The 23,234-nt window shown below is 60.1% G+C and carries 27 protein-coding genes and 4 pseudogenes; 26 read left to right on the top strand and 5 right to left on the bottom strand.

Annotated features, from left to right (window positions below; all coding sequences use genetic code 11):
• Positions 1-36 precede the first annotated feature (36 nt).
• The 4 genes from AC3WOG_RS36550 to AC3WOG_RS36535 all read left to right on the top strand — a co-directional run bounded on the left by AC3WOG_RS36550 (position 37) and on the right by AC3WOG_RS36535 (position 3,577).
• Positions 37-306: a type II toxin-antitoxin system ParD family antitoxin gene (locus tag AC3WOG_RS36550; RefSeq protein WP_492582717.1), complete on the top strand. Its 270-nt coding sequence runs from the start codon at positions 37-39 to the stop codon at positions 304-306.
• Positions 303-623 (top strand): type II toxin-antitoxin system RelE/ParE family toxin, encoded by a 321-nt coding sequence (locus AC3WOG_RS36545; RefSeq protein ID WP_492582716.1) that lies wholly within the window; start codon positions 303-305, stop codon positions 621-623. Before AC3WOG_RS36550 ends, AC3WOG_RS36545 begins: the two co-directional genes overlap by 4 nt.
• Before the next feature lie 81 nt (positions 624-704).
• Positions 705-2,606, top strand: a complete 1,902-nt coding sequence (locus tag AC3WOG_RS36540; RefSeq protein WP_492582715.1) for a site-specific integrase — start codon at positions 705-707, stop codon at positions 2,604-2,606.
• Positions 2,607-3,238: 632 nt separating this feature from the next.
• Positions 3,239-3,577: a septal ring lytic transglycosylase RlpA family protein gene (locus AC3WOG_RS36535; protein WP_492582714.1), complete on the top strand. Its 339-nt coding sequence runs from the start codon at positions 3,239-3,241 to the stop codon at positions 3,575-3,577.
• A 180-nt stretch (positions 3,578-3,757) separates the two neighbouring features.
• Here AC3WOG_RS36535 and AC3WOG_RS36530 read toward each other — a convergent pair.
• Positions 3,758-3,928 (bottom strand): annotated as a pseudogene (locus tag AC3WOG_RS36530) (ISKra4-like element ISBusp5 family transposase); the annotation flags it as partial.
• A 91-nt stretch (positions 3,929-4,019) separates the two neighbouring features.
• Between AC3WOG_RS36530 and AC3WOG_RS36525 the strand changes: the two are divergent.
• From AC3WOG_RS36525 to AC3WOG_RS36505, 5 genes and pseudogenes are all read left to right on the top strand, one after another.
• Complete coding sequence (locus AC3WOG_RS36525; protein WP_492582769.1) at positions 4,020-4,295, top strand: hypothetical protein; 276 nt, start codon at positions 4,020-4,022, stop codon at positions 4,293-4,295.
• A complete protein-coding gene (locus AC3WOG_RS36520; RefSeq protein WP_492582713.1) occupies positions 4,276-4,476 on the top strand; it encodes a hypothetical protein in 201 nt (66 codons plus the stop codon). The genes AC3WOG_RS36525 and AC3WOG_RS36520 overlap by 20 nt, the downstream gene beginning before the upstream one ends.
• A 10-nt stretch (positions 4,477-4,486) precedes the next feature.
• On the top strand, positions 4,487-4,828 hold the full coding sequence (locus AC3WOG_RS36515) for a c-type cytochrome (protein WP_492582712.1): 342 nt from the start codon (positions 4,487-4,489) through the stop codon (positions 4,826-4,828).
• Between the two features lie 139 nt (positions 4,829-4,967).
• Positions 4,968-5,942 (top strand): annotated as a pseudogene (locus AC3WOG_RS36510) (cysteine synthase A).
• A gap of 56 nt (positions 5,943-5,998) precedes the next feature.
• Positions 5,999-6,151, top strand: a pseudogene (locus AC3WOG_RS36505) (IS5/IS1182 family transposase); the annotation flags it as partial.
• A gap of 176 nt (positions 6,152-6,327) precedes the next feature.
• On the opposite strand, the gene AC3WOG_RS36500 reads toward AC3WOG_RS36505, so the two are convergent.
• A complete protein-coding gene (locus tag AC3WOG_RS36500; RefSeq protein ID WP_492582711.1) occupies positions 6,328-6,534 on the bottom strand; it encodes a DUF6494 family protein in 207 nt (68 codons plus the stop codon).
• 514 nt (positions 6,535-7,048) lie between these two features.
• On the opposite strand from AC3WOG_RS36500, the gene AC3WOG_RS36495 reads away from it, so the two are divergent.
• Both AC3WOG_RS36495 and AC3WOG_RS36490 read left to right on the top strand, forming a co-directional pair.
• Entirely contained in the window at positions 7,049-7,243 is a 195-nt protein-coding gene (locus tag AC3WOG_RS36495) for a hypothetical protein (RefSeq protein WP_492582710.1), read from the top strand.
• A gap of 15 nt (positions 7,244-7,258) precedes the next feature.
• Positions 7,259-7,690, top strand: a complete 432-nt coding sequence (locus tag AC3WOG_RS36490) for a hypothetical protein (RefSeq protein ID WP_492582709.1) — start codon at positions 7,259-7,261, stop codon at positions 7,688-7,690.
• A 521-nt stretch (positions 7,691-8,211) separates the two neighbouring features.
• On the opposite strand, the gene AC3WOG_RS36485 is transcribed toward AC3WOG_RS36490, so the two are convergent.
• Together AC3WOG_RS36485 and AC3WOG_RS36480 are read right to left on the bottom strand one after the other, a co-directional pair.
• Positions 8,212-8,466 (bottom strand): DUF2513 domain-containing protein, encoded by a 255-nt coding sequence (locus tag AC3WOG_RS36485; RefSeq protein WP_492582708.1) that lies wholly within the window; start codon positions 8,464-8,466, stop codon positions 8,212-8,214.
• A 479-nt stretch (positions 8,467-8,945) separates the two neighbouring features.
• A complete protein-coding gene (locus tag AC3WOG_RS36480) occupies positions 8,946-9,263 on the bottom strand; it encodes a hypothetical protein (RefSeq protein ID WP_492582707.1) in 318 nt (105 codons plus the stop codon).
• A gap of 881 nt (positions 9,264-10,144) precedes the next feature.
• Here AC3WOG_RS36480 and AC3WOG_RS36475 point away from each other — a divergent pair.
• The 5 genes from AC3WOG_RS36475 to AC3WOG_RS36455 all read left to right on the top strand — a co-directional run bounded on the left by AC3WOG_RS36475 (position 10,145) and on the right by AC3WOG_RS36455 (position 11,901).
• Positions 10,145-10,381 carry a hypothetical protein gene (locus tag AC3WOG_RS36475; protein WP_492582706.1) on the top strand — a complete coding sequence of 79 codons (237 nt, stop codon included), beginning with the start codon at positions 10,145-10,147 and terminating at the stop codon, positions 10,379-10,381.
• Positions 10,382-10,650: 269 nt separating this feature from the next.
• On the top strand, positions 10,651-10,818 hold the full coding sequence (locus tag AC3WOG_RS36470; RefSeq protein ID WP_492582705.1) for a type II toxin-antitoxin system HicB family antitoxin: 168 nt from the start codon (positions 10,651-10,653) through the stop codon (positions 10,816-10,818).
• Positions 10,819-11,207: 389 nt separating this feature from the next.
• Positions 11,208-11,366 carry a hypothetical protein gene (locus AC3WOG_RS36465; RefSeq protein WP_492582704.1) on the top strand — a complete coding sequence of 53 codons (159 nt, stop codon included), beginning with the start codon at positions 11,208-11,210 and terminating at the stop codon, positions 11,364-11,366.
• 116 nt (positions 11,367-11,482) lie between these two features.
• The gene (locus AC3WOG_RS36460; RefSeq protein WP_492582703.1) at positions 11,483-11,638 is read left to right on the top strand and encodes a hypothetical protein; all 156 of its coding nucleotides are present in this window, start codon (positions 11,483-11,485) and stop codon (positions 11,636-11,638) included.
• Positions 11,639-11,694: 56 nt separating this feature from the next.
• Positions 11,695-11,901, top strand: a complete 207-nt coding sequence (locus AC3WOG_RS36455; protein ID WP_492582702.1) for a hypothetical protein — start codon at positions 11,695-11,697, stop codon at positions 11,899-11,901.
• 500 nt (positions 11,902-12,401) lie between these two features.
• Here the strand turns inward: AC3WOG_RS36455 and AC3WOG_RS36450 are convergent, their stop codons facing one another.
• On the bottom strand, positions 12,402-12,884 hold the full coding sequence (locus AC3WOG_RS36450) for an Lrp/AsnC family transcriptional regulator (protein ID WP_492582701.1): 483 nt from the start codon (positions 12,882-12,884) through the stop codon (positions 12,402-12,404).
• Between the two features lie 439 nt (positions 12,885-13,323).
• On the opposite strand from AC3WOG_RS36450, the gene AC3WOG_RS36445 reads away from it, so the two are divergent.
• From AC3WOG_RS36445 to AC3WOG_RS36400, 10 genes and pseudogenes are all read left to right on the top strand, one after another.
• On the top strand, positions 13,324-14,724 hold the full coding sequence (locus AC3WOG_RS36445) for an aminotransferase (protein ID WP_492582700.1): 1,401 nt from the start codon (positions 13,324-13,326) through the stop codon (positions 14,722-14,724).
• A 41-nt stretch (positions 14,725-14,765) separates the two neighbouring features.
• Entirely contained in the window at positions 14,766-15,701 is a 936-nt protein-coding gene (locus tag AC3WOG_RS36440) for an ABC transporter ATP-binding protein (RefSeq protein ID WP_492582699.1), read from the top strand.
• A gap of 102 nt (positions 15,702-15,803) precedes the next feature.
• Positions 15,804-16,613 (top strand): transporter substrate-binding domain-containing protein, encoded by an 810-nt coding sequence (locus tag AC3WOG_RS36435; protein WP_492582698.1) that lies wholly within the window; start codon positions 15,804-15,806, stop codon positions 16,611-16,613.
• Between the two features lie 18 nt (positions 16,614-16,631).
• A complete protein-coding gene (locus AC3WOG_RS36430; RefSeq protein WP_492582697.1) occupies positions 16,632-17,345 on the top strand; it encodes an ABC transporter permease in 714 nt (237 codons plus the stop codon).
• The gene (locus AC3WOG_RS36425) at positions 17,345-18,079 is read left to right on the top strand and encodes an ABC transporter permease (RefSeq protein WP_492582696.1); all 735 of its coding nucleotides are present in this window, start codon (positions 17,345-17,347) and stop codon (positions 18,077-18,079) included. Before AC3WOG_RS36430 ends, AC3WOG_RS36425 begins: the two co-directional genes overlap by 1 nt.
• A 98-nt stretch (positions 18,080-18,177) precedes the next feature.
• Positions 18,178-19,272 (top strand): NAD(P)/FAD-dependent oxidoreductase, encoded by a 1,095-nt coding sequence (locus AC3WOG_RS36420; RefSeq protein ID WP_492582695.1) that lies wholly within the window; start codon positions 18,178-18,180, stop codon positions 19,270-19,272.
• A gap of 73 nt (positions 19,273-19,345) precedes the next feature.
• A pseudogene (locus AC3WOG_RS36415) lies at positions 19,346-19,522 on the top strand (glyoxylate/hydroxypyruvate reductase A); the annotation flags it as partial.
• Positions 19,523-19,591: 69 nt separating this feature from the next.
• On the top strand, positions 19,592-20,311 hold the full coding sequence (locus tag AC3WOG_RS36410; RefSeq protein WP_492582694.1) for an IS6 family transposase: 720 nt from the start codon (positions 19,592-19,594) through the stop codon (positions 20,309-20,311).
• 252 nt (positions 20,312-20,563) lie between these two features.
• Complete coding sequence (locus AC3WOG_RS36405; protein WP_492582693.1) at positions 20,564-22,234, top strand: MASE1 domain-containing protein; 1,671 nt, start codon at positions 20,564-20,566, stop codon at positions 22,232-22,234.
• The gene (locus AC3WOG_RS36400; RefSeq protein ID WP_492582692.1) at positions 22,158-22,880 is read left to right on the top strand and encodes a response regulator; all 723 of its coding nucleotides are present in this window, start codon (positions 22,158-22,160) and stop codon (positions 22,878-22,880) included. The genes AC3WOG_RS36405 and AC3WOG_RS36400 overlap by 77 nt, the downstream gene beginning before the upstream one ends.
• The last annotated feature ends 354 nt before the right edge of the window (positions 22,881-23,234 follow it).

Raw genomic sequence — 23,234 nt, 5'->3', positions numbered from 1 at the left:
GGAGTAGGATTAAATCCTGTCAGTCAGGAGAGCACCATGCGCACCACCCAACAGTTCAGCATTACCTTGCCCAACGAGATGGCCGAGCTCATCCGCACCAAGGTCGCCAGTGGCGAATATGCCTCCGAAAGCGAGGTGATCCGCGACGGGCTGCGCACGCTCGCGGCCCGCGACCGGGCCATCGAGGCCTGGCTGCGTGACGAGGTGGTGCCGGCGGCCGAAGCGTTGCGCGCGGATCCCGCGCGCGCGCTCTCGCCCGAGCAGGTGCGCGCCCATCTGGCGAAGAAGCGCCCGGGCGCTGCATGAACTACCGGGTGCAGTTCGCCCCGGAAGCGCGGGACCAGCTTGAAGACATCGAGCGGTTCATCAGTGAAGCGGGGTCGCCCGTCACGGCGGCCCGTTATGTGGACGCCATCGTGAGTTTCTGCCTGCGCCTGCAGACCTTCCCCGGGCGCGGCGTGCCGCGCGATGACCTGCTGCCTGGCTTGCGCGTGACCCACTACCGGCAGCGCGCCGTGATTGCCTACCTCGTGGATCCCGACGCGGTGTCGATCGTTGGCGTGTTCTACGGTGGACAGGCCTGGGAACCGTCTTTCGCCGACCCGACGGAGAACGACCACTGATGGCGCACCCGCTGCCGTGCCCGACGCATGCATCCGGTTCCGCGCGCGGCGTGGCGGGCGCCCGTCCACCGGCAGCCTGACATGGCCAACCGCCCGCAACAGCTGACGCTGCCGCCGCCGCGCAGCTATACGCGCACCGACTTCACGGCGCTGCGCGCGTTCGTGCAGCGCGTGCCGCTGCCGACCGTCGCGCGGCTGTACTTCGATCCGGACACCGCGCCGCATGCGGCGAGCGCCAACGCGCTCGAGCGCTACCTGCGCACGATGCGCGATGACCTGGTGCACCTCGCGACCTTGCACGGCTCGCCGGTGCTGGCCGATCACCTGAAGGCGTCGATCCGCAACCACGGCAGCGCGAAGCTCACCACCGTCACACTGAGGATGGTCGAACAGGCGTCCCGGCTGGCCGCCGCGGCGCCGGCCGCCGCGCACCCGGTCGGCCTGTGGTTCCGCCCGCTGGTCGCCAGGCGCCTGGTGGAGGAGGGCATCCCGACGCTCGGCGCACTGGTGGACTTCTGCAACCGCCGCGGCGGCAGCTGGTGGCGGGCCGTGCCGCGCATCGGCCTGCTGCGCGCGCGGGTGTTGGTCGCGTGGCTGCGCCGGCACGCCGGCACGCTGGGCGTCACGGTGGCCGACGACGTCGACGTTGCCGATCCGCTCGAGGCACCGGCGGCTGCCGCGCGCGTCGCGCTGGTCCCGGCCGGCGCCGGCCGCGCCGGCGAGCTGGCGCCGCTCGAGCGGGTCGCGCTGCCCCACGCGCTGTCCGGCGGGGAGGGGCCGCAGGGAAACGGCACGCGCGGCATCAACCGTGCACCGGGCCTGTGTTATCTGCAGGCGCAGCATGACCTCGACGCGGTACGCGCCTGGCTGCACCGCTACCGCGACCGGCCGCAGGCGTTGCGCGCGTACACGCGCGAGCTCGAGCGCCTGCTGTTATGGGCGGTCACGGTGCGGGGCACGGCGCTGTCGTCGCTCACGGTCGACGACTGCGAGGCCTACAAGGATTTCCTCGCGGTGCCGTCGGCGGCCTTTGTCGGCCCCCGCACGCGGCGCGATTCGCCACGCTGGCGACCCTTTGCGCCGGACGGCCTGAGCCCGGACAGCCAGCGTTACGCGGTGCGCGCGCTGCGCGCCGCGTTCGACTGGTTCGTCGACGTGCATTACCTGGCCGGCAACCCGTGGCAGGCGGTCAACGATCCGGTGACCGTCACGCGCGCGCACGCGATGCGCATCGAGCGGGCGCTGCCGGTCGACCTGTGGAGCCGGGTGCGGCGGTTCGCCGAAGACCGCAGCGCGAGCCTGGGACCGGCGGGGCCGCGCTGGCGCGCCGCGCGCGCGGCGCTGCTGCTGATGGGCGACTCGGGTCTGCGCAACGCCGAGGCGGCGCTCGCGCGGCGCGAGCAGCTGCGTTACGTGCCGGCCGACGGCGAGGTGCCGGCCAGCTGGGAGCTGGAAGTGCTCGGCAAGGGCCGCAAACAGCGCACCGTGCCGGTCAGCGGCGCGTGTATCGAGGCGCTGGCCGCGCACTGGCGGGATCGCGCGCTGGATCTCGCGGCGCCGCCGCCGTCCGCGCCGCTGGTCACGCCGCTCGTGATCCCGGCGACGCCGGCGGCGCAGCGCCGGCATGCCGGTGCGCAGGATGGGCACGGTCGGCAGGAGCAGCAGGGTGGGGTGGGCTATTCGGGCAACGGGCTCCGCGAGCTGGTCAACTGGGCGGTGCGGCAGATCCGCGCGCAGCTCGATCTCACCGAGGTCGAGCGCCGACAGCTGGCCGGCACCACCCCGCACGCGTTCCGGCATACGTTCGGCACCCAGGCGGCCGTCGACGTGCCGCTCGACGTCGTGCAGCAGGTGCTCGGTCATGCGTCGCTGCAGACCACCACGATCTATGTGCAGGCGGAAAGGAAGCGCGTGCGGCGCGAACTCGCCGGCTACTACCAGCGGATGACCGGCGCCGGCGCACCGCGGTCGGAACCCGACTAGCCGCGAGCCCGGCCCGATCCGTCCCGCCGGCGCGATGGCCGCATCAGGGGCCGTCACCACGGATGACGACAGGGACGGAATGTGCGAAGCAAACCGGATCCTGGGTGCGGTCCGCCCGGGCTGTCACGGGACGCCACCAGGTTTGACACGCACCGGCATTCAGGTTGTCGTGTCGTATGACAGAACGAAATCGCGCAGGACGTGGAATCGCTGCAAGCAACCGGATTGTGCTATTACAGCGTGTTTTCAACGACTGGCAGCCATCGCCCAACAAGAACCGCCCATGGCGACAGGTGCCGGTTTCGTATGAGTGCGCGACGATTGAACAGGGGATGAAGATGAATTCGGCGCCCCGTGAGACGAAGGGCCAGTCCGCCTCCGACACCTCCCGAATGAGCTCGCGTGTCACCTAAAATATTGTCTAGGGGTTCCGTAACCCGGGCACGCCGCCAACGCGAACTTCTGGAGACCGTTAGAACCACGTCTCATTGACTGACGGGTGGTCTATGGTGCTATCACTTCGCTATCTGGCAGTCTTGGGAATCTGCGCGTTGTTCACTGCTTGCGGACAGATTCCGTCCAGGCATGCTGCGTGCAGAGCTGATTCCTGTCGCCCCCGGCACGAGCACGAGATGTTGCAATCCGGCGAGGCGTCATGGTATTCGGCAACGTTCCAGGGGCATCTGACCGCAAACGGAGAACGCTACGATGGCGGCGCCTTGACTGCCGCCCATCGAACATTACCGCTCGGCAGCTATGTGCGCGTCAGATCGTTGGCTACCGGAAAGTCGGTTGCCGTTCGCATCAACGATCGGGGACCATACGTCAAAGGCCGGATTATCGATCTCTCTTACGCCGCGGCGGAAGCCCTGGGTTTGCCAGACGCGCGGTCGATGCGCGTGCAGATTGAACGTGTGGAGAAGACACAGACGGGGTCGGACGAGGGCGGAACCTTGACGACAGAGCGGTGAAGTCCTGGACGGTGCTCTGGGCAGGTCGCTTGCTCAAGGCATCGGCAAGACTGCGTAGCAAAGGTTCTTCACGACCGGTCTGGGCGAAACGTTCCAGCGTCGTCTCATCTCGTGGCAGCGAGCGAACGATGCGAATGGCGGCTGCGCGCGTTTCTTCCAACAGATGTTGGGTGGAAGCCGTTAAAAAGGGTGGGAAGTTTTCTGCCAAGGCCAGGAAATGCGTCGCCCACCTGGCCAAGGAAACTGGCGCTGCGCTAGCGCATTGAGTTCCTGGTTCAAAAGCGCAGTTCGAACCTGGATGAGGCAGTGTGCACCTAGCCGGCTCCAGCGCATCTGCTGGCGTTTGCACATGTTGACGTTCGTTAATTGCGCTAACCATGTTCACAGCATTTGCTAGCGAAAGAAGGGCTGCGGCCCGCGCCCGATAAGGCCGGAAGGCCAAATTGCCGATTTTCCACCCTCTCACAACGGCGCGCACGGCACCGTCCATCTGTTGACCGACAGCGACGCGCTCACCGCGAGCGTGCGGCGTACCGTGCGGCTCGAAGCCACGCCCGATGGCAAGAGCCTGCTGCTGATCGACGTCGATTCGCGCAAAACTGGCATCCACCGCGAGGTGCGCTATGAGATCACGCCGGCCGAATTGATCGCCGCGATCCGTGCGCACGGCGCCGAATTGCCAGGCGAGAACCATCCTGATGCTGCCGATCGCGACTGAGCCAAAGCCCGCCGGATGGCCGCTCACCGCCGCGCAGTTTACGCCGCGTCACGCCGGCCAGTGGGTGCTGAAGGTTAAAGCCGTCAACGACCACGGCGTCGCTCAACCGGACACCCCGAACTGGAATGCCGGCGGCTACATGCGCAATGTCGTCGAATTGGCGACTGTGGTCGTCGCGTGAGGAGGGGAACATGAAGGCGGCTGCTGTAGTCCTGTCGATGTGCGCGATCTGTGCATGGCCGTCCGCGGCGGCCGCCGGCCCGGACAAACCGGGCAGTGCGGCGACCCGGACCGTCGACGTCACGATGCCGGGCGGTACGGCGACGTTCCCGCCCGGCGACGGGGCGGACCGCGCGAACTCGCAATGTGTGCAATGCCATTCCGTCGGGATGGTGACGCGACAACCCACCCTTTCGTTCGACGAGTGGAAGGCCGAAGTGAACAAGATGCGCACCGTTTACGGCGCGCCACTGTCGGCTGATGAGGTTGAGCCGATCGCGAGGTATCTGACGGCGATCAATGGCAAGCCTTGATCGGGTTCAAATGACGTGTCGAAAGGGCCTGCAAATTTGCACCCGAGCCAACTGAACAGGGGTAGCGCCCGTCGGGGTGATCGGCCTATTCTGGAAGCATCCGCCGTTCGTCACGATTGAGCGCGTCCAGAGGAACATCATGAATGTACAGAATGGTTTCGTCGACTGCATTGGCAGCACGCCGCTGATCCGGCTTGCCAGGCTCAGTGCGGAAACGGGGTGTGAAATTCTCGGCTAGGCGGAATTCCTGAATCCGGGCGGATCGGTGAAAGACCGCGCGGCGCTGTATATCATCCAGGATGCCGAGCGGCGTGGCGTGCTCAAGGCTGGCGGCACCGTGGTGGAGGGCACCGCCGGCAATACCGGCATCGGGCTGGCGCATATCTGCGCCACGCGTGGTTATCGCTGCGTGATCGTCATTCCGGAGACCCAGTCGCAGGAAAAAATGGACCTCCTTCGCGTACTCGGCGCGCAGGTGCGTCCGGTGCCGGCGGTGCCGTACAGGGATCCGAACAACTACCAGAAGATCGCCAGCCGTCTGGCGCAGGAGATGGAGAGCGCTATCTGGGCCAACCAGTTCGATAACCTCGTCAACCGGCAGGCCCACTATGAAACCACCGGGCCGGAAATCTGGCGCGACACGGCGGGTACGGTGGACGCTTTCGTGTGCGCTACAGGGACGGGTGGCACGCTCGCCGGCGTCGCGCGCTTTCTCAAGGAACAGAATCCGGCGGTGAGAACCGTGCTTGCCGACCCGCACGGCAGCGGGCTGTACAGTTTCGTGAAAACGCGCGAAATCAAGGCGGAAGGCAACTCGATCACGGAGGGCATTGGCTCCAGCCGTGTCACTGCCAACCTCGAGGGCGCGCCGATCGACGACGCGGTGCGGATCGATGACCAGAGTTGCGTCACGATGGTGTACCGCCTGCTGCGGGAGGAGGGGCTGTTCGTGGGCGGCTCCAGCGGCATCAATGTAGCGGCAGCCGTCTGGCTGGCGCAGCAGATGGGGCCGGGCCACACCATCGTCACGCTCCTGTGCGATCGTGGGGACCTGTACTTTGCCCGGCTATTCAATCCTGCCTGGCTGATGGAAAAAGGGCTCGTGCCGGGTTGAGGCGGTGACTTCACGTTACGCATCTCCCGCGAACCGGCAGGGTTCTGCTACAGAACCAGACGATCGCCCGTTTCCGCAAAGACAACGGCAAAGCAATCCTGGCGGTCTGCCGGCAGTTTGTGAAGCTATGCGAGCAGTTGGATCTTTTCTCCGATGCCCTCGTCGCGATTGATGGCAGCAAGTTCAAGGCGGTAAACAATCGGGGCCGCAAGCGCCCGATATAGCTGCGCACCATACGGCGAGGAGTAGCTGCCTGGCTTCGAATCACAAACGTTCGGACCAGCCCGGAATTCCTGGTCAGCCTCCATTGCAGACGGATTGGAAATGCAAAGGGGCGTGGCCGCTGGGGCGGTGGGCGCGATGGGCCGTGGCGTACCTCGCGCTCTTATTCGAGCCTGATTAAGTCCTCGAATTCGACTTTCAGCTTGACTTCCGGAACTTCCAACGTAACTTTCGCGGGAAAAGATTCAGTTCCTGCGATGGCACCGCTAGCAATGGCCTTGGCCACTGCATGCTCGATCTCACGCTGAGAATTTACGCCAACCATTTTTAAGAACTTACGTACACTGAGGTTGAAGGTATCTTCGTTCATTTGGGCTCTCCATTTTTCCGTGAACCTGAAAATTTTCGATGACACAGATGGGTGGGGGAGGGACCTCAAGTATGCGCGCGATACCTCGATGCAACGCGCAGGAGTCCCATCGAAATTGGTGTCGCCAAGCATGGACAAAAGCCTATTTACGGACCCGATCGGACAGACAATCGCCAGCGGCCAGCGGGCGCTTTTTCGTTACTGTCTGGCCGCGGATGCAAACGCTCACGTGCCGTTCATGCGGACCTGCTCTGCCGGCGGACGTCATCTTTACCGATGCTTCGTGAACAGCGTACGTATTTCTGCATAGCGTTAACACCGCTTTAACCATCCGGCGGTTCTTCGATAGAGTGCGTCCTCTACGGCTACACACTCCAGCAGACATCGCCAGTCGTTCATCTGGCCATCGTCCCCTTGCGCGGGGGCACGCGCTGCGGAGAGATACGACTAGCGACGGTTGACTTCTGATGCAGGTCCGCCGCCACAGCATCATCGTTGATATTCGGAGACGAAAATGCTCAGCCCGCATGAGTTCGCTACTCTATTGCTCGTCAAGGACGCCCCAGATCAACTTCAAATGGATCGCGCCGAGCTGGACGCGCTCCTCGAGCGTCAGTTCGTCACGCTGGAAAGAATCGCGTCGGGGAATAAACGTCCTCAGTTGACCGACGGGGATTGGCTCGTCCAGGCCGTCGCACGGACACATTAACCGGGCACGAGTAATTTGCCGAGTTTCGGCCCGCCGGGCGGGGCGGCAGCTCAGGGGGCAGTGTTCGTTAACCCGTGGACTATGGAAACTGTCGCGTTTATCTCAACCCAAAACGGGGACGACTTGATCGTGTCCTTTGCGGTCATCGAGCCGGCGGATCCGACCGAGATCGACGGTCTCACCCTTCAGCGCACGCCGAAGTACGAGCATCTGCTTGAAGATCGGGAGCGAGGAGTGAGAGTCTCGTTTGAACGGTACCTGGAAGACGATGACGAATTGCTCAAAGAACTCCACCTTGACAGAAAATCAGCCGTAGTGCGCCTGGCAACCAGCCTGCGGAACTACGAGCTGGATGTTCGAAAGGTCGACGAAGGAGAAATCAAGGCTATGCAAAAGGTGCTCGCCCGGATGAACTACGATCGTCGGATCAGGCTATCCGGCGTCTAAGTGTCAAACGACACAAAGTCGTCCGAAAAGTGTACTAAAGTCGTCCTGTTTGGTTGATAGGAGGGCTGCGAATTTCGCGAGGTTGGCTGAACGTTTTGCAATCCGAACATAGAGTTACGTGGTCACCGATGAATCGCGCGATACGCACCACACGCGCTAAGGCTCGGTTCCTAACGTGCCATCGAGGTGCCGCGGGCTTATTGCACCAGGAGCAACGGCGTCTCTGACAAGAGAGTGCGGAGCAGGCGTGAGCGCGCTTGAGACGTCGAGAACCAAGCATTCAAAGAAGGTATTTTGCAATGCGAACAATCATCGATTGAAGTGCATCGATCCATCTCGAGGGTTAGGCCGATCGCGATAGGTCGCGGCAGCGAGAATCGGCGCCCAGCATGGAGGTGAGCGGCGGATGACTTCGATGGCTATCCGACATGGAGATTGCCTTGGGCGCCTCCGGTGCGATGCCCCGCACTTAGGTTGTTTCCACGAAAGCCGGGGGGCGTTGTCAACGTTCTACTCGTACTCTAGGTGTCTTCGAAGGCATTCGGAACTGCCGACTTCAAGAACTCGTGGCCATCCCAGGTTAGCCGCCAGTCGCTACCCATCGAGCGAACGAGATCTGCGTCGGCCAGCAGGTTCAACTGATACCACACGCCTCGGTTTGAAACATCGAACGTATCCTTGAGCGCACCTTCAATGTCAAACTCGCTGAGGTGCGGGGACTTGTTTTCCTCGAGAGTCTTCAATATTGCGAGTGCCAGATTCATATCGCGTTTCACGATCTCCTCCTGTCGTAGATAGGAATATTCGTCGAGAGGGCGCCACGGGTACAGCGTCCGCGTGAGCATCCCGGGTACGGTGTGCCGCACACCTATTTGTGCTTCCGCGCAGTTCCGCGGAAGGCGCGGCACAACGCGCCCCGTGTGCGTTCACGATCGACGTTCGTCAGACGAAAGCCACCGGGCTTTCCATCTGACAGAGGAGTTGTAGCCGACCAGGCAAAATCCCCGCGCGGGTCGTCCTGCACCTTGTGCGTGATTGTTTTTTTCGTGCTCGTCGCGAATGGCTTCGAGCAATGACTGCAACAGATCCGCGGCTCGCTTCCACGCCGACCTTTAAATCGGCTTTGTGCCCGGCACGGATAAAGGTACATCAATAGACCGTGTTTCACTGTCTTCCGAAAGGCATCTCTGGGGAGCGCGCATCGAAATGCACAGCGGGCCGCCGTCTTCCAACTGGTGGGGGCGCTGCCTAGGGTTCAACGCTTCGGTCCCCTCATACCCTCGGTTTCCATCGCGGCATTGCGTTCTTCGCTGGCCTCAATGGGCTCCATGGTCTCGTCGATGGAAGCTGTCGCGCGTTCTGTGGCCGCCTTCGTTTCGTCGACAGTGGCGCCGAGTCCTCCGTCGTCGTTGCCCGGGGGCTCCAGCATGTCTCTAAGCATGGCCGCCAACTCCGGTGTGTCCCACGGCACGCCCTGCTGCTTTTTCTTCTTCATGTAGTGCCGGACTTCTGCGTCTTGCTCCGGAGTCAAAGGAAGACCACGAAAGGTGGTTTTTGGTGTAGCGTCGGCCATGGTACCCCTCCGGGACTTATCTGATTTCGAGTGTAGTCCTGTTGTGGTCAAAGGACCTCAACTATCGGTCTACCTATCGACCGATTCGTTCATTCGGATCAACTCGTCCCTCGAACGGACGTTACCATCGGTACAGATACATGCCCCAGGGCGTTTTGCCCAATCGTTGCTGACAGCGGCGCCATGCAAACGATACCCGGCAGGGACAACGTCATGCAATGACATGGTTGAGAATAAGGACCTTACGCAGAAGGGACATGCCAGGAACGTGGCTGTGTGTCTTTCTCCGCATCTGCGGGCGGCTCCTCGGCCGCTCACGGTCGCTCACGAAACCGAGCAAATTGCGACGGGTCATGAAGGATGGCAGGACATATGACAAAACTGTCCGCCCGGTTTGACATAGAGTGCGCACACAAGAGCTGTACGCTGGTGGTTCCCGACTGCGACCGAATCGGGCCCGGATGAGACCATGGCGCTCAACTTTCGCAACCTCAGCCGCAGCAACAACGCATTCAGGCGCGGCGTATGCCTCTGAGGCCATGACGTCGTCGCGAATGGGTCACAGATATCCCTGCCGAACAGACGGAGGGGCCGAAGATGCAACTGATCGAACCTGATGAACACCATAATTTTCTTGGGACCTTGCAGCACAAGGCGCTGGCAGAAGGTGAATTTTAACTCTGGGAAACGGATACGACTGACCCAAAAGGCACCTGAACCTTACCTTCAGCGAACTCGGGAGATCGATTGTTTCTGAGGAGGAGTTCGCGACAGCGGCCGCCGAAAACGACGCGGCGTGGCGCCTGACGTCGACGACTGAAGACAAAATGGCCGACCATTGATTTGCCTGTCTTGCGGCGGTGTGGAAACCGGAGATCTTCATGCAACGAACGGTCGAATATCGCGGATTCGAAATTCACGTTGATTTGCTGTCCACGTCAAAGGACATGTTCGACGTCTGGTTTCGTATCGAAGGCCCCGTCAGGCCTCCCGGCGTAGCAGCGCTCGGCGAGCGTATCAAGATCCGGGGCGGGCCGTTTTCCCGTCGCTGGGCCTATCTTGTTGCGGAGATTGCCGGCCAGGCCGCTATCGATGTAATCCTTGGCACCGCTGAATAGACGCATTGAACCTCACAATCGTGGCTTGGCACGCTCCGCGTGTCATGACTCCGCGAAAGCCACAATGCAGGTCACGCTGTGTATATGCGGTTTCGGGCTTTCCTTGATGAAGCATCGGCGTGACACGAGAAAGTCGTTGCGTATTCGTAGACGAAGCGTCTAATGGGGCATGCGTGCAGAGCTCGTCGAATGACGTTCGTACAAAAAGCGCCCACCTGCAATACATCGGCATGGCATGTGCTCGACATGGATGACGTGAGGGAATCTGGGTGTTTGTCGGCATCAACCCGACGCCGGTTACCTCGAAGGCCGTGGGCCTTCCACTCAACCTGTCTGAGAGCCTTCTGCAGCAAGTCGATGCAGCGGCAAAAGAGCGTCACATGACGCGCTCTGCGTTCATCGCACTGGCTGCCGAGCATGAACTGAAGAATCGATAAGACATCGTCCAGTCGACCGGCTTCCTGTCGGGTTCTCGCAGATGCATGCAAGGCGGGAGACGTTGATGAAGTTCAGGACATAAGCGCAAGGATGTAGCCAGGAACAGCAGGCACACCTATGCGATGGAGACGGTCGGTGCTCGTTAAGCGAAACGTTGCCCTGCATTGACATAGTGGAATTGGAGAGACCGGCGAAGCGCCGGTTTTTTATTTCCAGGATACGGAATACTTTGGATTGGAGATTTTTGATCGGGCGTCGCACTTTGACTACAGACCGCGGCTGGGAGAAAAGGAGCGTGCGAAACAAGGCTCGGTGAATGAGAATGGTCGCTGCTATTTCTCTGGTCACCTAATATATAAGCATGGTTCCGACCTCAAAGGAGGCTGCCATGAGCCAGTCAATGATCAGTTTTGTAGTCGGGATTGCGGTGCTGCTATGCGTCGCGATATTCACAGCGGCACGGTACAGGCGAGAACACAAGGACGAGCCGGTTACCCGTTGGCTAGACACGCATCCGATTCGCGACTGGCTGCGCCATAAGCACTGAGTGATTCAACATGATTTTTGGAGGCGCTGGGGCGTGCGAGTGCTATTTCTCTATCGTGCGGTCTGTCGCCTGATGTAAAGCGAGAACAGATTGAAAAGGATGATATGACGTACGCAATGTGGGGCATCGCGGCCGGGCTGGCGCTGATGTTCGGCGTGTCGCTGCGGCGATACAGGCGTAGCCTTCTGCGCAAGCGGGAGATCCGTTGGATGGGTGAACACCATGCATTGGAAAAGCTACGCAGGCAATTGGGATTGTCGCTCGAGAAATGACACGCGCTGGGCAGATTGGCAGGTTGCAAAGACTACTTTTTGGAGGAGTTGGCGAAATGACCATGAATTACGCAGGCAGGTCGCACGATGAAGCCGTGGCAGTGCGACACAGGCAGAAGCAGAAGGCACAGGAACAGGCAGGCGGCGAAATGGCGGTAGAAGGGACGGAAGCCGACGCGGAGCATAGTTGCGGCGAGCTCTCCGAGCGGGGAAAGCAGGTATGGCGAAGTGGAAGCGGGATCAACGGTGGGGGAAAGGAGTGATATGGTCTCGGTGATCTGATGCGATGCGGGCGGAAATTTACTTCGCCCGCCATCGTGAGCAGACCCCATTCCGCTACTCCGGTACCATTGGACCCAACCCGTCTACGCGGTCTTGAGAGGCGTCACCGCAGCCTCCCGCTACATCAGGCATGTCTGCGAGTGCTGCACCGTGATGAAGCGGGAATTCGAGCGCCTGTTGCCGGATTTGAAGACGCTGTGACCGAGACGTAAGCGCGTCGCGGGTCATTCCGGTGACCGTCGGGCGGTGGCCTTGCCTGATATCAATGCGCGCTCGACTTCATCGAATACATTAAGCAGTCGGGTTACGCGCCTGCTTCCATCGGGAAGCAGACTCTGCTGCGGCGATAGCGAGGAAACGCGACGCCGCCAGTACGCTAGCGCGAGGGGATTTCCGTGCACAAGTAACGGAATGATCCGTTCGAGATGCGTCAGGTCTATTTCGAATTGGTCGCTCGCCTCCTGGCGCATGACGCTCCGCCCTAAGCGGGATCGTCGACCACGCCCACAGGAATAGAAAATCCCACCTTTACCCGGTCCATGATGACCATCGTTTTAAAGCCTTTGATGTCCGGGTTCTCATAGAAAAAGCGGCGGGTAAATTTCTCGTAGTCCTCCATGTCCCTGGCGGTGACGACCAACGCAAAGTCCGACTCGCCTGTCACGTAGTACCCATTCATCACCTCAGGCGTCGTACGTATCGATTCCTTGAAGCGGTCGACTATGTCCGCGCGCTCCCGCTCAAGTGACACCAGCACGAACATCGAGATGTGCCGTCCGACCGCTTTCGGCTCAATGACCGCAACGTCCGCCTGGATCACACCCTCGGCACGAAGCCTTTTCAGCCGACGTTGTACGGCAGTCGACGAAAGGTTCACCTTTGCCGCGAGTTCGTCCGACGTGAGGCGATTGTTCGCCTGAACGGCCTTGAGAATACGTGCATCGATCTGGTCAATATTCGCCATCTGTGGAACGCAGTTTTGCTGCGTTTGTCCTAGCTATACGCCCGAATACTGCGTCAAGGTGAATTTTTTCGCCGGATTTTGCTTTATTGCCCAGCTAATCTACCTCATGTCAATTCAATCGACCACTCCTACTCCTTCACTCGCGGAGCCTCGGCGTGCCGGGTCTCTCCCGAAACACGCAAAAGCCGTTGAGTTATGCCGGTCTACCTGGCACCGGTGCACTCGTGGCAGAACGCTGAGTCGCAGGGGAAGGCTCGATGTCCGTGACAGATCCGGTGACGGGCGAGATTATCGCGGAGTAGCGCGTTGCGATGAGGGGTGGATCGATGCCGCAATGGATGCAGACTCTGAAGTAGCGCGCCACGGTGTCGATGACTACATGGAACTCAAATACGTCTGCTTCGGCAATCTGGCCGGGTAGATCATCGGAGAATAAAGAATGGCAACCAGTAGCAGCACAGCGGTGCTGGACCGCGCGAGCGTCCTGCATCCGTTCACGAACCTTAAAGACTTCGCCGATGGCACCCTCGGAGACCCGACGATCGTCGAAACGGCAAAGGGTGTGAGGATCAAGGACTCGACCGGGCGGGAGTTCATTGATGGCTTCGGCGGCCTGTATTGCGTGAACGTGGGCTACGGTCGCACTGAAGTCGCGGACGCCATTACGCGTCAGGCAAACAAGCTTGCGTACTACCACAGCTACGCCGCGCACACGACCGAGGAGCTGGCGAAACTGTCAAGCCGGCTGGTAAAGATGGCGCCAGGAACCATGAGCAAGGTCTTTTATGGACTTTCCGGTTCAGACGCCAACGAGACTCAGGCAAAGCTGGTCTGGTACTACAACAATCTGCTTGGCCGGCCGCGAAAGAAAAAAATCATTTCTCGGGACCGGGGATATCACGGCTGCACGGTGGTAGCCGGATCCATGACGGGAATGAGTTTCTATCACGATCACATGGACTTGCCATTCCCCGGAATCCTGCACACCGGCGTCCCGCATCATTACTGGGGCGCCGTGCCCGGCGAAACCGAGGAAGCCTTTTCCTTGCGGCGCGCGCAGGAACTTGAAGCACTGATTCTCGCTGAGGACCCGGATACCGTCGGTGCTTTCATCGCCGAGCCCGTGCTGGGCACCGGCGGCCTCACTCCGCCACCGAAGGGCTACTGGCCCGCGATTCAATCGGTGCTGCGCAAGTACGACATCCTGCTTATCGCCGACGAGGTGATCTGCGGATTCGGCCGTATCGGAACGCCCTTCGGCTGCAACATGTACGGAATTGTGCCGGATCTCGTTACCGTGGCGAAGGGATTGACCTCTGCGTACTTCCCACTGTCGGCTGCGATCGTGAGTGAAAAAGTCTATCGGGTGATGGAGGCAGGCGCGAGCCGCGTCGGAGCCTTTTCGCACGGTTACACGTACTCAGGCCATCCGATCGGCGCAGCGACAGCCAATGCGGTTCTCGACATTGTCGAGCGGGAAAACCTGGTCGAAAAGGCAGCTTCGACCGGGGCATACCTCCAGGCGCGCATGCACGAGCGGTTCGCAGACCTTCCGATCGTCGGAGAGGTTCGGGGCGTTGGCATGCTCGCGGCCATAGAGTTCGTGGCCGATCGTGACCGGAAGCTCCGGTTCGATCCAGCCTTGAAAGTCGGCGCGCGCATCTCCAGGGCAGCCCGGGACCGGCAACTCATTGCGCGAGCCATGCCTCATGGAGACATCCTCGGCTTTGCGCCGCCGCTGGTCATGACGGAGAGTGAAGTCGACGAAATGATGGAGATCACGGCAGCAGCCATCAGACAGGTAACCGACGAACTGGTGCGCGACGGAGCAAGGTTCTAAGCCCATCGCCTGCCCACACGCCCTCTTCCAGGAGCGCTTTCATGTCAGACGAGACTTTCGCATCAGACGGTGTTGCTGGTTCGATTCTTGAACGGGTTGCGCGTCATCCCGGAGTTGGAGACTCCGTCGAAAGTCCCAATCCGCCAGGGCATCCCGTGTCCACGATCTCAGATCCCGTCCATGCGACCGCGTGTAGCGGAAAAACGTGCAGCCCCATCCCCGCTGTCTCCGTTCGCGACCTGAGGAAAAGCTTCGGAAACGTCCCGGTCCTGAAGGGCATCGACCTAGCAGCAAATCAGGGAGACGTGATTTCGATCATCGGCGCGTCCGGATCAGGCAAGAGTACGGCGTTGCGTTGTATCAACCTGCTCGAGACACCTGATGCGGGCGAGATCGAGATCTGCGGCGAACTGGTCAGGCTGCGGTCGGGAGGTCAAGGGCGCAACGAGCCTGCGGACCGGCGCCAGATCGAACGCATTCGTCAAACCGCCGGCATGGTGTTTCAGAGTTTCAACCTGTGGTCGCATCTCACGGTGCTGCAAAACGTGATCGAGGCGCCAGTTCACGTGCTCAGGAAGCCACGTAAAGAGGCGACCGAACACGCGCTGCATTTACTCGCAAAGGTCGGACTCTCCGACAAGCGGGACCACTATCCCAGTCGCCTCTCAGGTGGACAGCAACAACGCGCTGCAATTGCCCGCACGCTTGCCATGCAGCCGAAAGTCATGCTGTTTGATGAACCGACATCTGCCCTCGACCCGGAACTCGTCGGAGAGGTGCTACGTGTTATCCGCGGGCTGGTTGACGAGGGCCGCACGATGCTTCTCGTCACGCACGAAATGCGCTTTGCGCGCGAAGTGTCGGACCGGATCATATTCCTGCATCAGGGACGAGTGGAGGAAGAAGGAAAACCGGACCACCTGTTCGACTCCCCCCAGTCTGACCAGACGCGCAGATTCTTGCGGCAACAATTCTGATTCGTCGCGACGGACCGCGTGGATTTACGGGCGAACACCTTTTCTGTTTGATGCAACCAAGGGCACCCAATAGTGGGAGCCCGAACAATCTGGAGAATGGAAATGTCGAAAGCAAAACTCTTAAGTTGTCTGCTTGGCCTGTTGTTCGCTGCCATTTCCACTTCCGGTGTGGCTGCGCAAGGGGTCCTGACCGTCGGAACCGAGGGCGACGCTCCGCCCTATAGCATGGCCGACGCCAGCGGCAATGTAATGGGCTTTGACGCAGATGTCGCGCGAGCGATTTGTGCAAAGCTCGACGTCACGTGCAAATTTGTCGTCCAGGCTTTCGACACATTGATTCCAGCCCTCGACGCCAAGCGGTTCGATATCATCATCTCCGGGTTGGGTATCACCGAAGAGCGGAAAAAGAAAATCGGTTACTCGATCCCCTACGCGTCAGCACCGCAATATTTCATCGTACCCAAGGGTTCGCCCCTCGCGAAGCTTGCTTCGCTGCCTCCGCTCCTCGCTGCGCTGAAGGGGAAATCCATCGGTGTGGTGACAGGCACGACCTACTCGCGATATATCGCGAAGAACATTCCCGATGCAACGATCAAGAGCTACGATTCACTGACCCAGATGGAGAGCGACCTGAGTGCAAGGCGTTTCGACGCTGCGTTTGACGACGGGTCTTCATGGACCGACTACCTGAAAAAGCCGGAGGGTGCCAGTTTTGAAATGGTTCCAGTCAAGGTCGTAGCAACAGACGACCCGTCCACCCTGGGTCATGGGATGGGCGTCGGCATCCGCAAGGACAATCAGGATCTGACGAAGAAAATCGACATCGCGCTCTGTGACATCATCAAGAGCGGTCAGATGAAAGCGATGAGCGAGAAGTGGTTCAGCGACGACTACTCGCTGACCTGCAAGTAATTTAACTCTGGAGCCGTTATGGACATTGCTCTTTCACGCCTGCTATGGGAAGACGGATGGGGCTTGTCCATTCTTCGCGGGAGCGTCGTCACGGTGGCGGTTGGCGTTCTCGGAATGGGCTTCGGGTTGCTACTCGGGCTTCTGCTGGCCGCTGTGAAATGGGCCCGGGTTCCGGTCGTTTCGCAGGTGGCCGATGTGTACACGGTAATCGTGCGAAGCGTGCCGGGGCTGCTGGTGGTGTATCTGATCTTCTTCGGATCGGTCGAGTTCATCGCGAGAGTGGGTACGTTTTTCGGGTATGCCGATGCGTTTCAAAGTGCTTACTCTTTTATCGTCGGTGTGGTTTCCGTTGGGGCCATTGCCGCGGCCTATGCGGCAGAGGTTTTTCGCGGCGCCCTCGATGCGATTCATCCCGGGCAGATCGAGGCAGCGCGCGCCGTCGGTATGCAAACAGGCAAGCTTTATACACGGATCATCGGGCCTCAGATGTTCCGGTACGCGTTGCCGGGCATCAGCAACGTCTGGCAGGCGACGATCAAGGATACGTCGCTCGTTTCGGTGACAGGGTTGGCGGAACTCATTCGTGTCGCCTACATCGGCGCCGGCACCACGCGGCAACCGCTGATCTTCTTTGTCATCGCAGCCGTCGTGTTCTTCGTCATCACCCTGTTCAGCCAGGTTGCTTTCGGTCTGGTCGAACGCAACCTGAATCGCGGCGTGAGAGTGGTGTAATGATGGACATCGACCTCATTCAACAGGCCATCCCGCTGCTCCTCAAGGGACTCGCTACGACACTCGGAATAGGTCTCGTGGCGATCGTCGTCGGTTTTCCACTAGGGCTTGGCTTCGCACTCGCCAGACTATCTTCAAACCGCAGCCTCGCCGCATTCGCCCTGCTCTATAGCATGGTGTTTCGTGGCACACCGCTGCTGGTGCAGATTTTCATCATCTATTTCGGACTGGGGCAGTTACAGTTTCTCAGGGACCAGACTGCCCTCTGGTGGTTCTTCAGCGATGGCTTTAACTGCGCGACGCTCGCCATTACGTTGAATACCGCTGCCTATACCTCGGAAATCCTCAGGGGCGGCCTCATGGCGATTCCCGCTGGCGAGATCGAGGCGGCTCGCGCGTGCGGGATGTCGAACTGGCGATGCTTCCGGCGTATCCGGTTTCCCCTTGCATTTCGCCAGGCGCTCCCGGCTTATGCGAACGAGATCACCGTCATCGTCAAGGAGTCGAGTCTTGCGTCGACCGTTACGGTTCTTGAGATTACAGGCCTGGCCAAACGATTGATGAGCGAGACATTTGCGGTTGTCGAAGTATTCACGTTGGCTGGATTGCTGTACCTGATCGTCAATTTCGCGGTGTTGCTCGTCATGAGGTCATGGCTGGAACCACGACTGTCCATGCACCGCACTGTTGCCAGATCAAACTCCTGGCTGCGATTTTACCGACGGCGGGTGTGAGGGTCAGGTTTCGTCCTGCGGACCGCCCGGCATAGCAGTCACGTGAACTTCCGAAGCTTGAATCAGTTGAAAGCACATTGAGTTGAGGTACTGTCCTTATGGGCCATATTGTCGTTGTCGGAGCCGGAATTGTCGGCCTCTCTGTATCCCGTTCGGCGCTGCTAAGCGGACACAAGGTCACTCTGCTCGAGCAAGGCGCGATCGCCAACCCCACTTCCGCGTCCTACGACCAGCATCGGATGATCCGCTATCAGTACGGTGACGCTGAGGGTTATACGCGCATGGTGGATGACGCATTTAAAGAGTGGGATCGTCTATGGGCCGATCTCGGCGTTCAGCATTTCTCCAACACCGGAACGATGGGCATTTCGCAGTCACCCGGCGACTACACGGGAAGGAGTCTGGCGACGTTTCGCAAGCTAGGCATCGCGCATGAAGTCCTCGATCGGGAAGCGGCTGAGCGAATGTGTCCTCAATTGAGCTTGCCGGAGAACAACTGGGGGCTTCTTGCGCCGACGGGGGGCGCGCTGTTTGCCAGTCGCATAGTCGATGATCTGGCGCGTTGGGTCTCGGCCAAAGGTGCCGCGAAAAGAGCGCATACCAGGGTGGTACGCGTCGACCCAGCGCGCAGCGAGGTCACGCTCGAAGATGGCTCGCTTGTGTCGGGAGACCTCGTGGTCATCGCATGCGGCGCCTGGCTCCCCGAGCTCTTTCCCGACTACGGAGGAATGCAAACATTCCGGCAGGCCGTCTGCTATGTGGAACCGCCGGAAGAGTATCTCGATGCATGGCGCAACAGCCCCTGTCTCACCGATCTCGGCCCCGGCGATAACTACGCAATCGCGCCCATTCACGGGACAGGACTGAAATTCGGCTCTGGAAGCCATAGGCGGCCCGGGCGTCCATGCGATGGATTCCAGTCACTGGCCTCCGAAGGCGATGAGGTCATCAGCCATTTTTCCCCGTTCCTTCGGCAAGCTGCCCGATACAGGCCGGTCCGCATGCAGGTCGGGTACTACGTAAAGGACGCCAGCGAGCGGTTCCGCGTCGACCCACTGGGACGCACCGTCGTGATCACGAACTGCGACGGCCAGATGTTCAAGTTCGGCCCACTTATCGGTGCCCGCGTGATTGGATGCTTCGACGGCCAGCAATCTGCCTCCGATCTGAACCGCTGGGCCGCGGGCTATTGAACAGCGTGAAGTCCGGTCTCCCGTGTGTTCAGGCGCCAGTTCCGCACAAAGTTAGCCAGACCGGAACGACAATATGACCATTCTCTACAAGGCTGACCCGGAACGCGGCCTCATCTGGCTGGCTATCTTCGCCGAACGCGCGCCTGACCTCCCGTTTCACATATGGCCGGAAATCGGCGACCCGGCTGCAGTCCGCTATCTGGTCGGGTGGCAACCGCCTGAAGACTTTCTTGCGCTCCTGCCAAATCTGCGGGGCTGTGGTGCAAATAGCGGTTAACGAATCGGTTAGAGTGTCAGGCTGGGAATTTGAGGACCCGCGATGAGCAAACTGAAGAGTCTGGACGGGCTGTTCGCGGGCCGTCACTTTGACCGTGATGTGATCATTCTTTGTGTGCGCTGGTATCTGAGCTACAAACTCAGCCTGCGCGATCTCGTCGAGATGATGGCTGAGCGAGGGTTGTCGCTGGCTCACACGACGATCCTGCGTTGGGTGCAGCGCTATACGCCCGAGTTCGTCAAGCGCTGGAACCATTTCGCCACGCCTGCGGGACGGTCGTGGCGGGTTGACGAGACGTACCTGAAGATTCGGGGCAAATGGGTTTATCTATATCGGGCGGTGGATCGCGTCGGCCAGACGGTAGACTTCATGCTCAGGGCAAAGCGCGATGTGGCTGCGGCAAAAGCCTTTTTCAGCAAGGCAATCAAACATCAGGGCCAGCCACCGGAGACGGTCACGCTCGATGGGTATGCCGCATCGCACCGCGCCGTACGGGAGATGAAGACTGATGGCCTGTTGCCCAAGGACACGAAGGTGCGGTCTTCGAAGTATCTCAATAATCTGATCGAACAGGACCACCGTCACATCAAGTCCAGAACGAACGTGATGCTCGGCTTCAAACGGTTCAGGAGTGCCGCGACCACCATTTCAAGTATCGAGTTGATGCATCGCATTCGCAAGAGGCAGTTCGATTTCTCCGATCTCGGCATCAACGATACCGCTACGACCGGTGTCTGGAATGCTGTCCTGTTCAATCGATAAGGTATCCATATCTATAAGAAACGTCTCGGCCGCGTCCCCTTTTTGCACCAGATCCGTCCTTCGTATGTGCGATGGCGCGCAGAAGAATTCTGACGTGGGTTCATAGTAGTTTTGGTCGTCTTGATATGAGGCGTGTGACCTGCGTAATCCCGGCATCAAATTCGCCATATTGATAGGTTCATCAGGATTGCTGCTTGCGGGCTGTGCAGGGACGCGTGGGGCATCGCTCGCGTAGAGGGTTTGAAGCGAACAATGGTCATTATTCGAGGCAATTCCAGGTTTAGACTCTTCCTGCACACCGGGCTTGTGGCATTGGCGTACTACGCAGGCGCAAAAGTAGGACTTGCTTATGCGATAGTGGGCGGCGCAGTCTCTCTGGTGTGGCCTTCCAGCGGTATCGCCCTGGTTGCACTGCTCGCTCTGGGCTTCGAGGTTGCCCCCGGAATTGCGATTGGCTCCTTCCTCGCCAACGTGTCGGTGGGCGTGCCCTTGCCAGTGGCCGCGGTGATTAGCGCCGGCGGTACAGTTGCAGCCTTGACGGCAGCAATACTGTTGAACCGCGTAGCCCGATTCCAGATCACCCTCGACCGCATTAAGGACGTGTTAGCCCTCATCGCCCTGGCTGCGGTGCTCAGCACCGCAGTGAGTGCGCTGATCGGCACAACCGCCTTATTCGGAGGGGGCCTGGTGCCGGTCGCCGAGTACGGCGCAGCCTTTCTGAAATGGTGGCTCGGTGACATGATGGGCGTGCTGGTGGTGGCTCCGCCCCTGCTCAGCCTGCTCGCGTATCCAAACCCCATCCGCTCGACGGAGCAGGCCGTGGAGGCGTGCGGACTGACCATTGCGACCTTCTGGGTGAGCTACCTCATCTTCGGCGCCCCGCAACTTGCCGGACACGGCTACTATCCTGCAGCCCTGGCGATCTTTCCGTTCATTATCTGGGCGGCTCTTCGCTTCGATCACCTGGGCACCAGTCTCGCGACCCTGATGGTCTCAGTCGTGGCCATCTGGGGTACCACCCACGGCACGGGCCCCTTCGCCGCCAAATTTCCGGTGGATAGCCTCGTGAGGTGGTGCACCTTCGCCAACGTTGTGGCGGTAACCGGACTGCTGCTGGTGGCGGTACGTGCTCAGGAGAAGCGCGTCCATAGCCTGCTCAAGGCATCCCACATCGAATTGGAACGGCGCGTCCAGGAGCGAACCGAAGACCTGGAGAAGACAAACAATGAACTAAAGGAGGAGATGGCGCGGCGCCGTCTGTTGGAAGGAGAACTGATCCTGGTCGGCGATCAGCAGCAGAGACTCTTCGGCCGGGAGTTGCATGACGGACTTGGGCAACACCTGACCAGCCTGGGTCTGTACTGCGCCGCCTTGAATCAGAAACTCCGGACGCAGGGTCACCCAGCCGCCGCCGACGCCACTATCATCGTCGGATTGGTGAAGCAGGCGTCCTTGATGACTCGCAGGATTGCCCATGGGCTGGACCCGGTCGCCATTGAATATGGTGGCCTTGCAGCCGCACTGCATGGGCTGGCGGAAACGGCTCGCACGCCGAATGGCATAGACTGCATGCTCCGGATCGAGCCAGACGTGGACTTACTCGATCCGCCTACTCAGATCAACCTGTACCGTGCGGCACAGGAAGCAGTCAACAACGCGCTGAAATATAGCGAAGGCCGCCACATCTGGATCGACCTGGGGCGCGCAGGCGGTTTGCAGACGCTTTCAATCAGTGACGACGGGGTGGGCGTCGGCCTGGAACAAATGGAGCGTGCCGCAGGACTGGGACTCCAAAACCTGCGTCACCGGGCGAGTCTTCTGGGCGGCTCCTGCACCGTGACCCGCAATGCTTTGGGTGGCACCACGGTCGCCATCAGCTATCCGATACCGGAGCGCCCAGACCATGCACGGGAACTCGTCTAGCCCAGGCCGCGCGACTCAAATCCTTATCGTGGATGACCACCCCATCATCCGGGAGGGGATGACGCACTTGCTGAATCTGCAAGGGGATCTGCACGTCTGCTGTGCGGCCGGCAGCGCCGAAGAAGCCCTGGTCGCGATGGCCTGCCAGCCCAACATGGCCATTGTGGACATCAGTCTGCAATCGGACTCCGGCCTGGATCTTGTCAAAACCCTCCGCCACCGCTACCCAAATTTGGCAATCCTCGTCCTCAGCATGCATGACGAAAGCCTGTTTGCCGAACGCGCACTACGGGCCGGGGCAAACGGGTATCTGATGAAACTCGAGGCCACAGAGCATGTCGTGAGCGCCATCCGCGAAGTGCTGGCGGGCAATATTTATTTGAGTGTCACCATGCATGAAAAGCTGGCGCGAGCCTTCGCGGGTCCCAAAAAAATGCCGGCGGGCCCAATTGCGAGCCTTTCGGAACGGGAATTCGAGGTCCTGCAGCTGATCGGACTCGGCTTCAGTACCCGCGAAATCGCCGAGAAACTGAATCGGAGCGTCAAGACCATCGAGGCACACCGGGCCAACATCAAAGAAAAGCTGAATATCCGTAACGGCAACGAGCTGATTCGCTTCGCAATTCAGTGGATCGAGAGCCAATAGGGCGGAGCCCGGTCACTGAATAAGGCAATCCCTTAGCCTCGTTTAGGAACAGTGCCTTATTCAGGCGCGTGCGGTCAGCGCATACAGTGCAGTGGTACCTGCCGGCGTGCCGCAACACGTGGACGGGCTGGGCAGTCGAAACCCAGCGGTTCCACGAGGATCGCCGCCATGAACACCAATATCCATTGAACGTTGTAGTTCTGAATTCGGCACAGTTCTGAATTCCGCACTGTCTTGGCCCTATGGATGGGCCGTGGGAAATAGGACTCGTCCATCCAGACAGAGCCTTGAGCTGGCTTGCGTGCGCTACGCCGACGTCCTACTTACAGATCTCAAAAATAATTCCAATATCGT

This window comes from Paraburkholderia sp. FW306-02-B, assembly GCF_058782725.1.
This window is presented reverse-complemented; position numbering and strand designations above follow the sequence as displayed.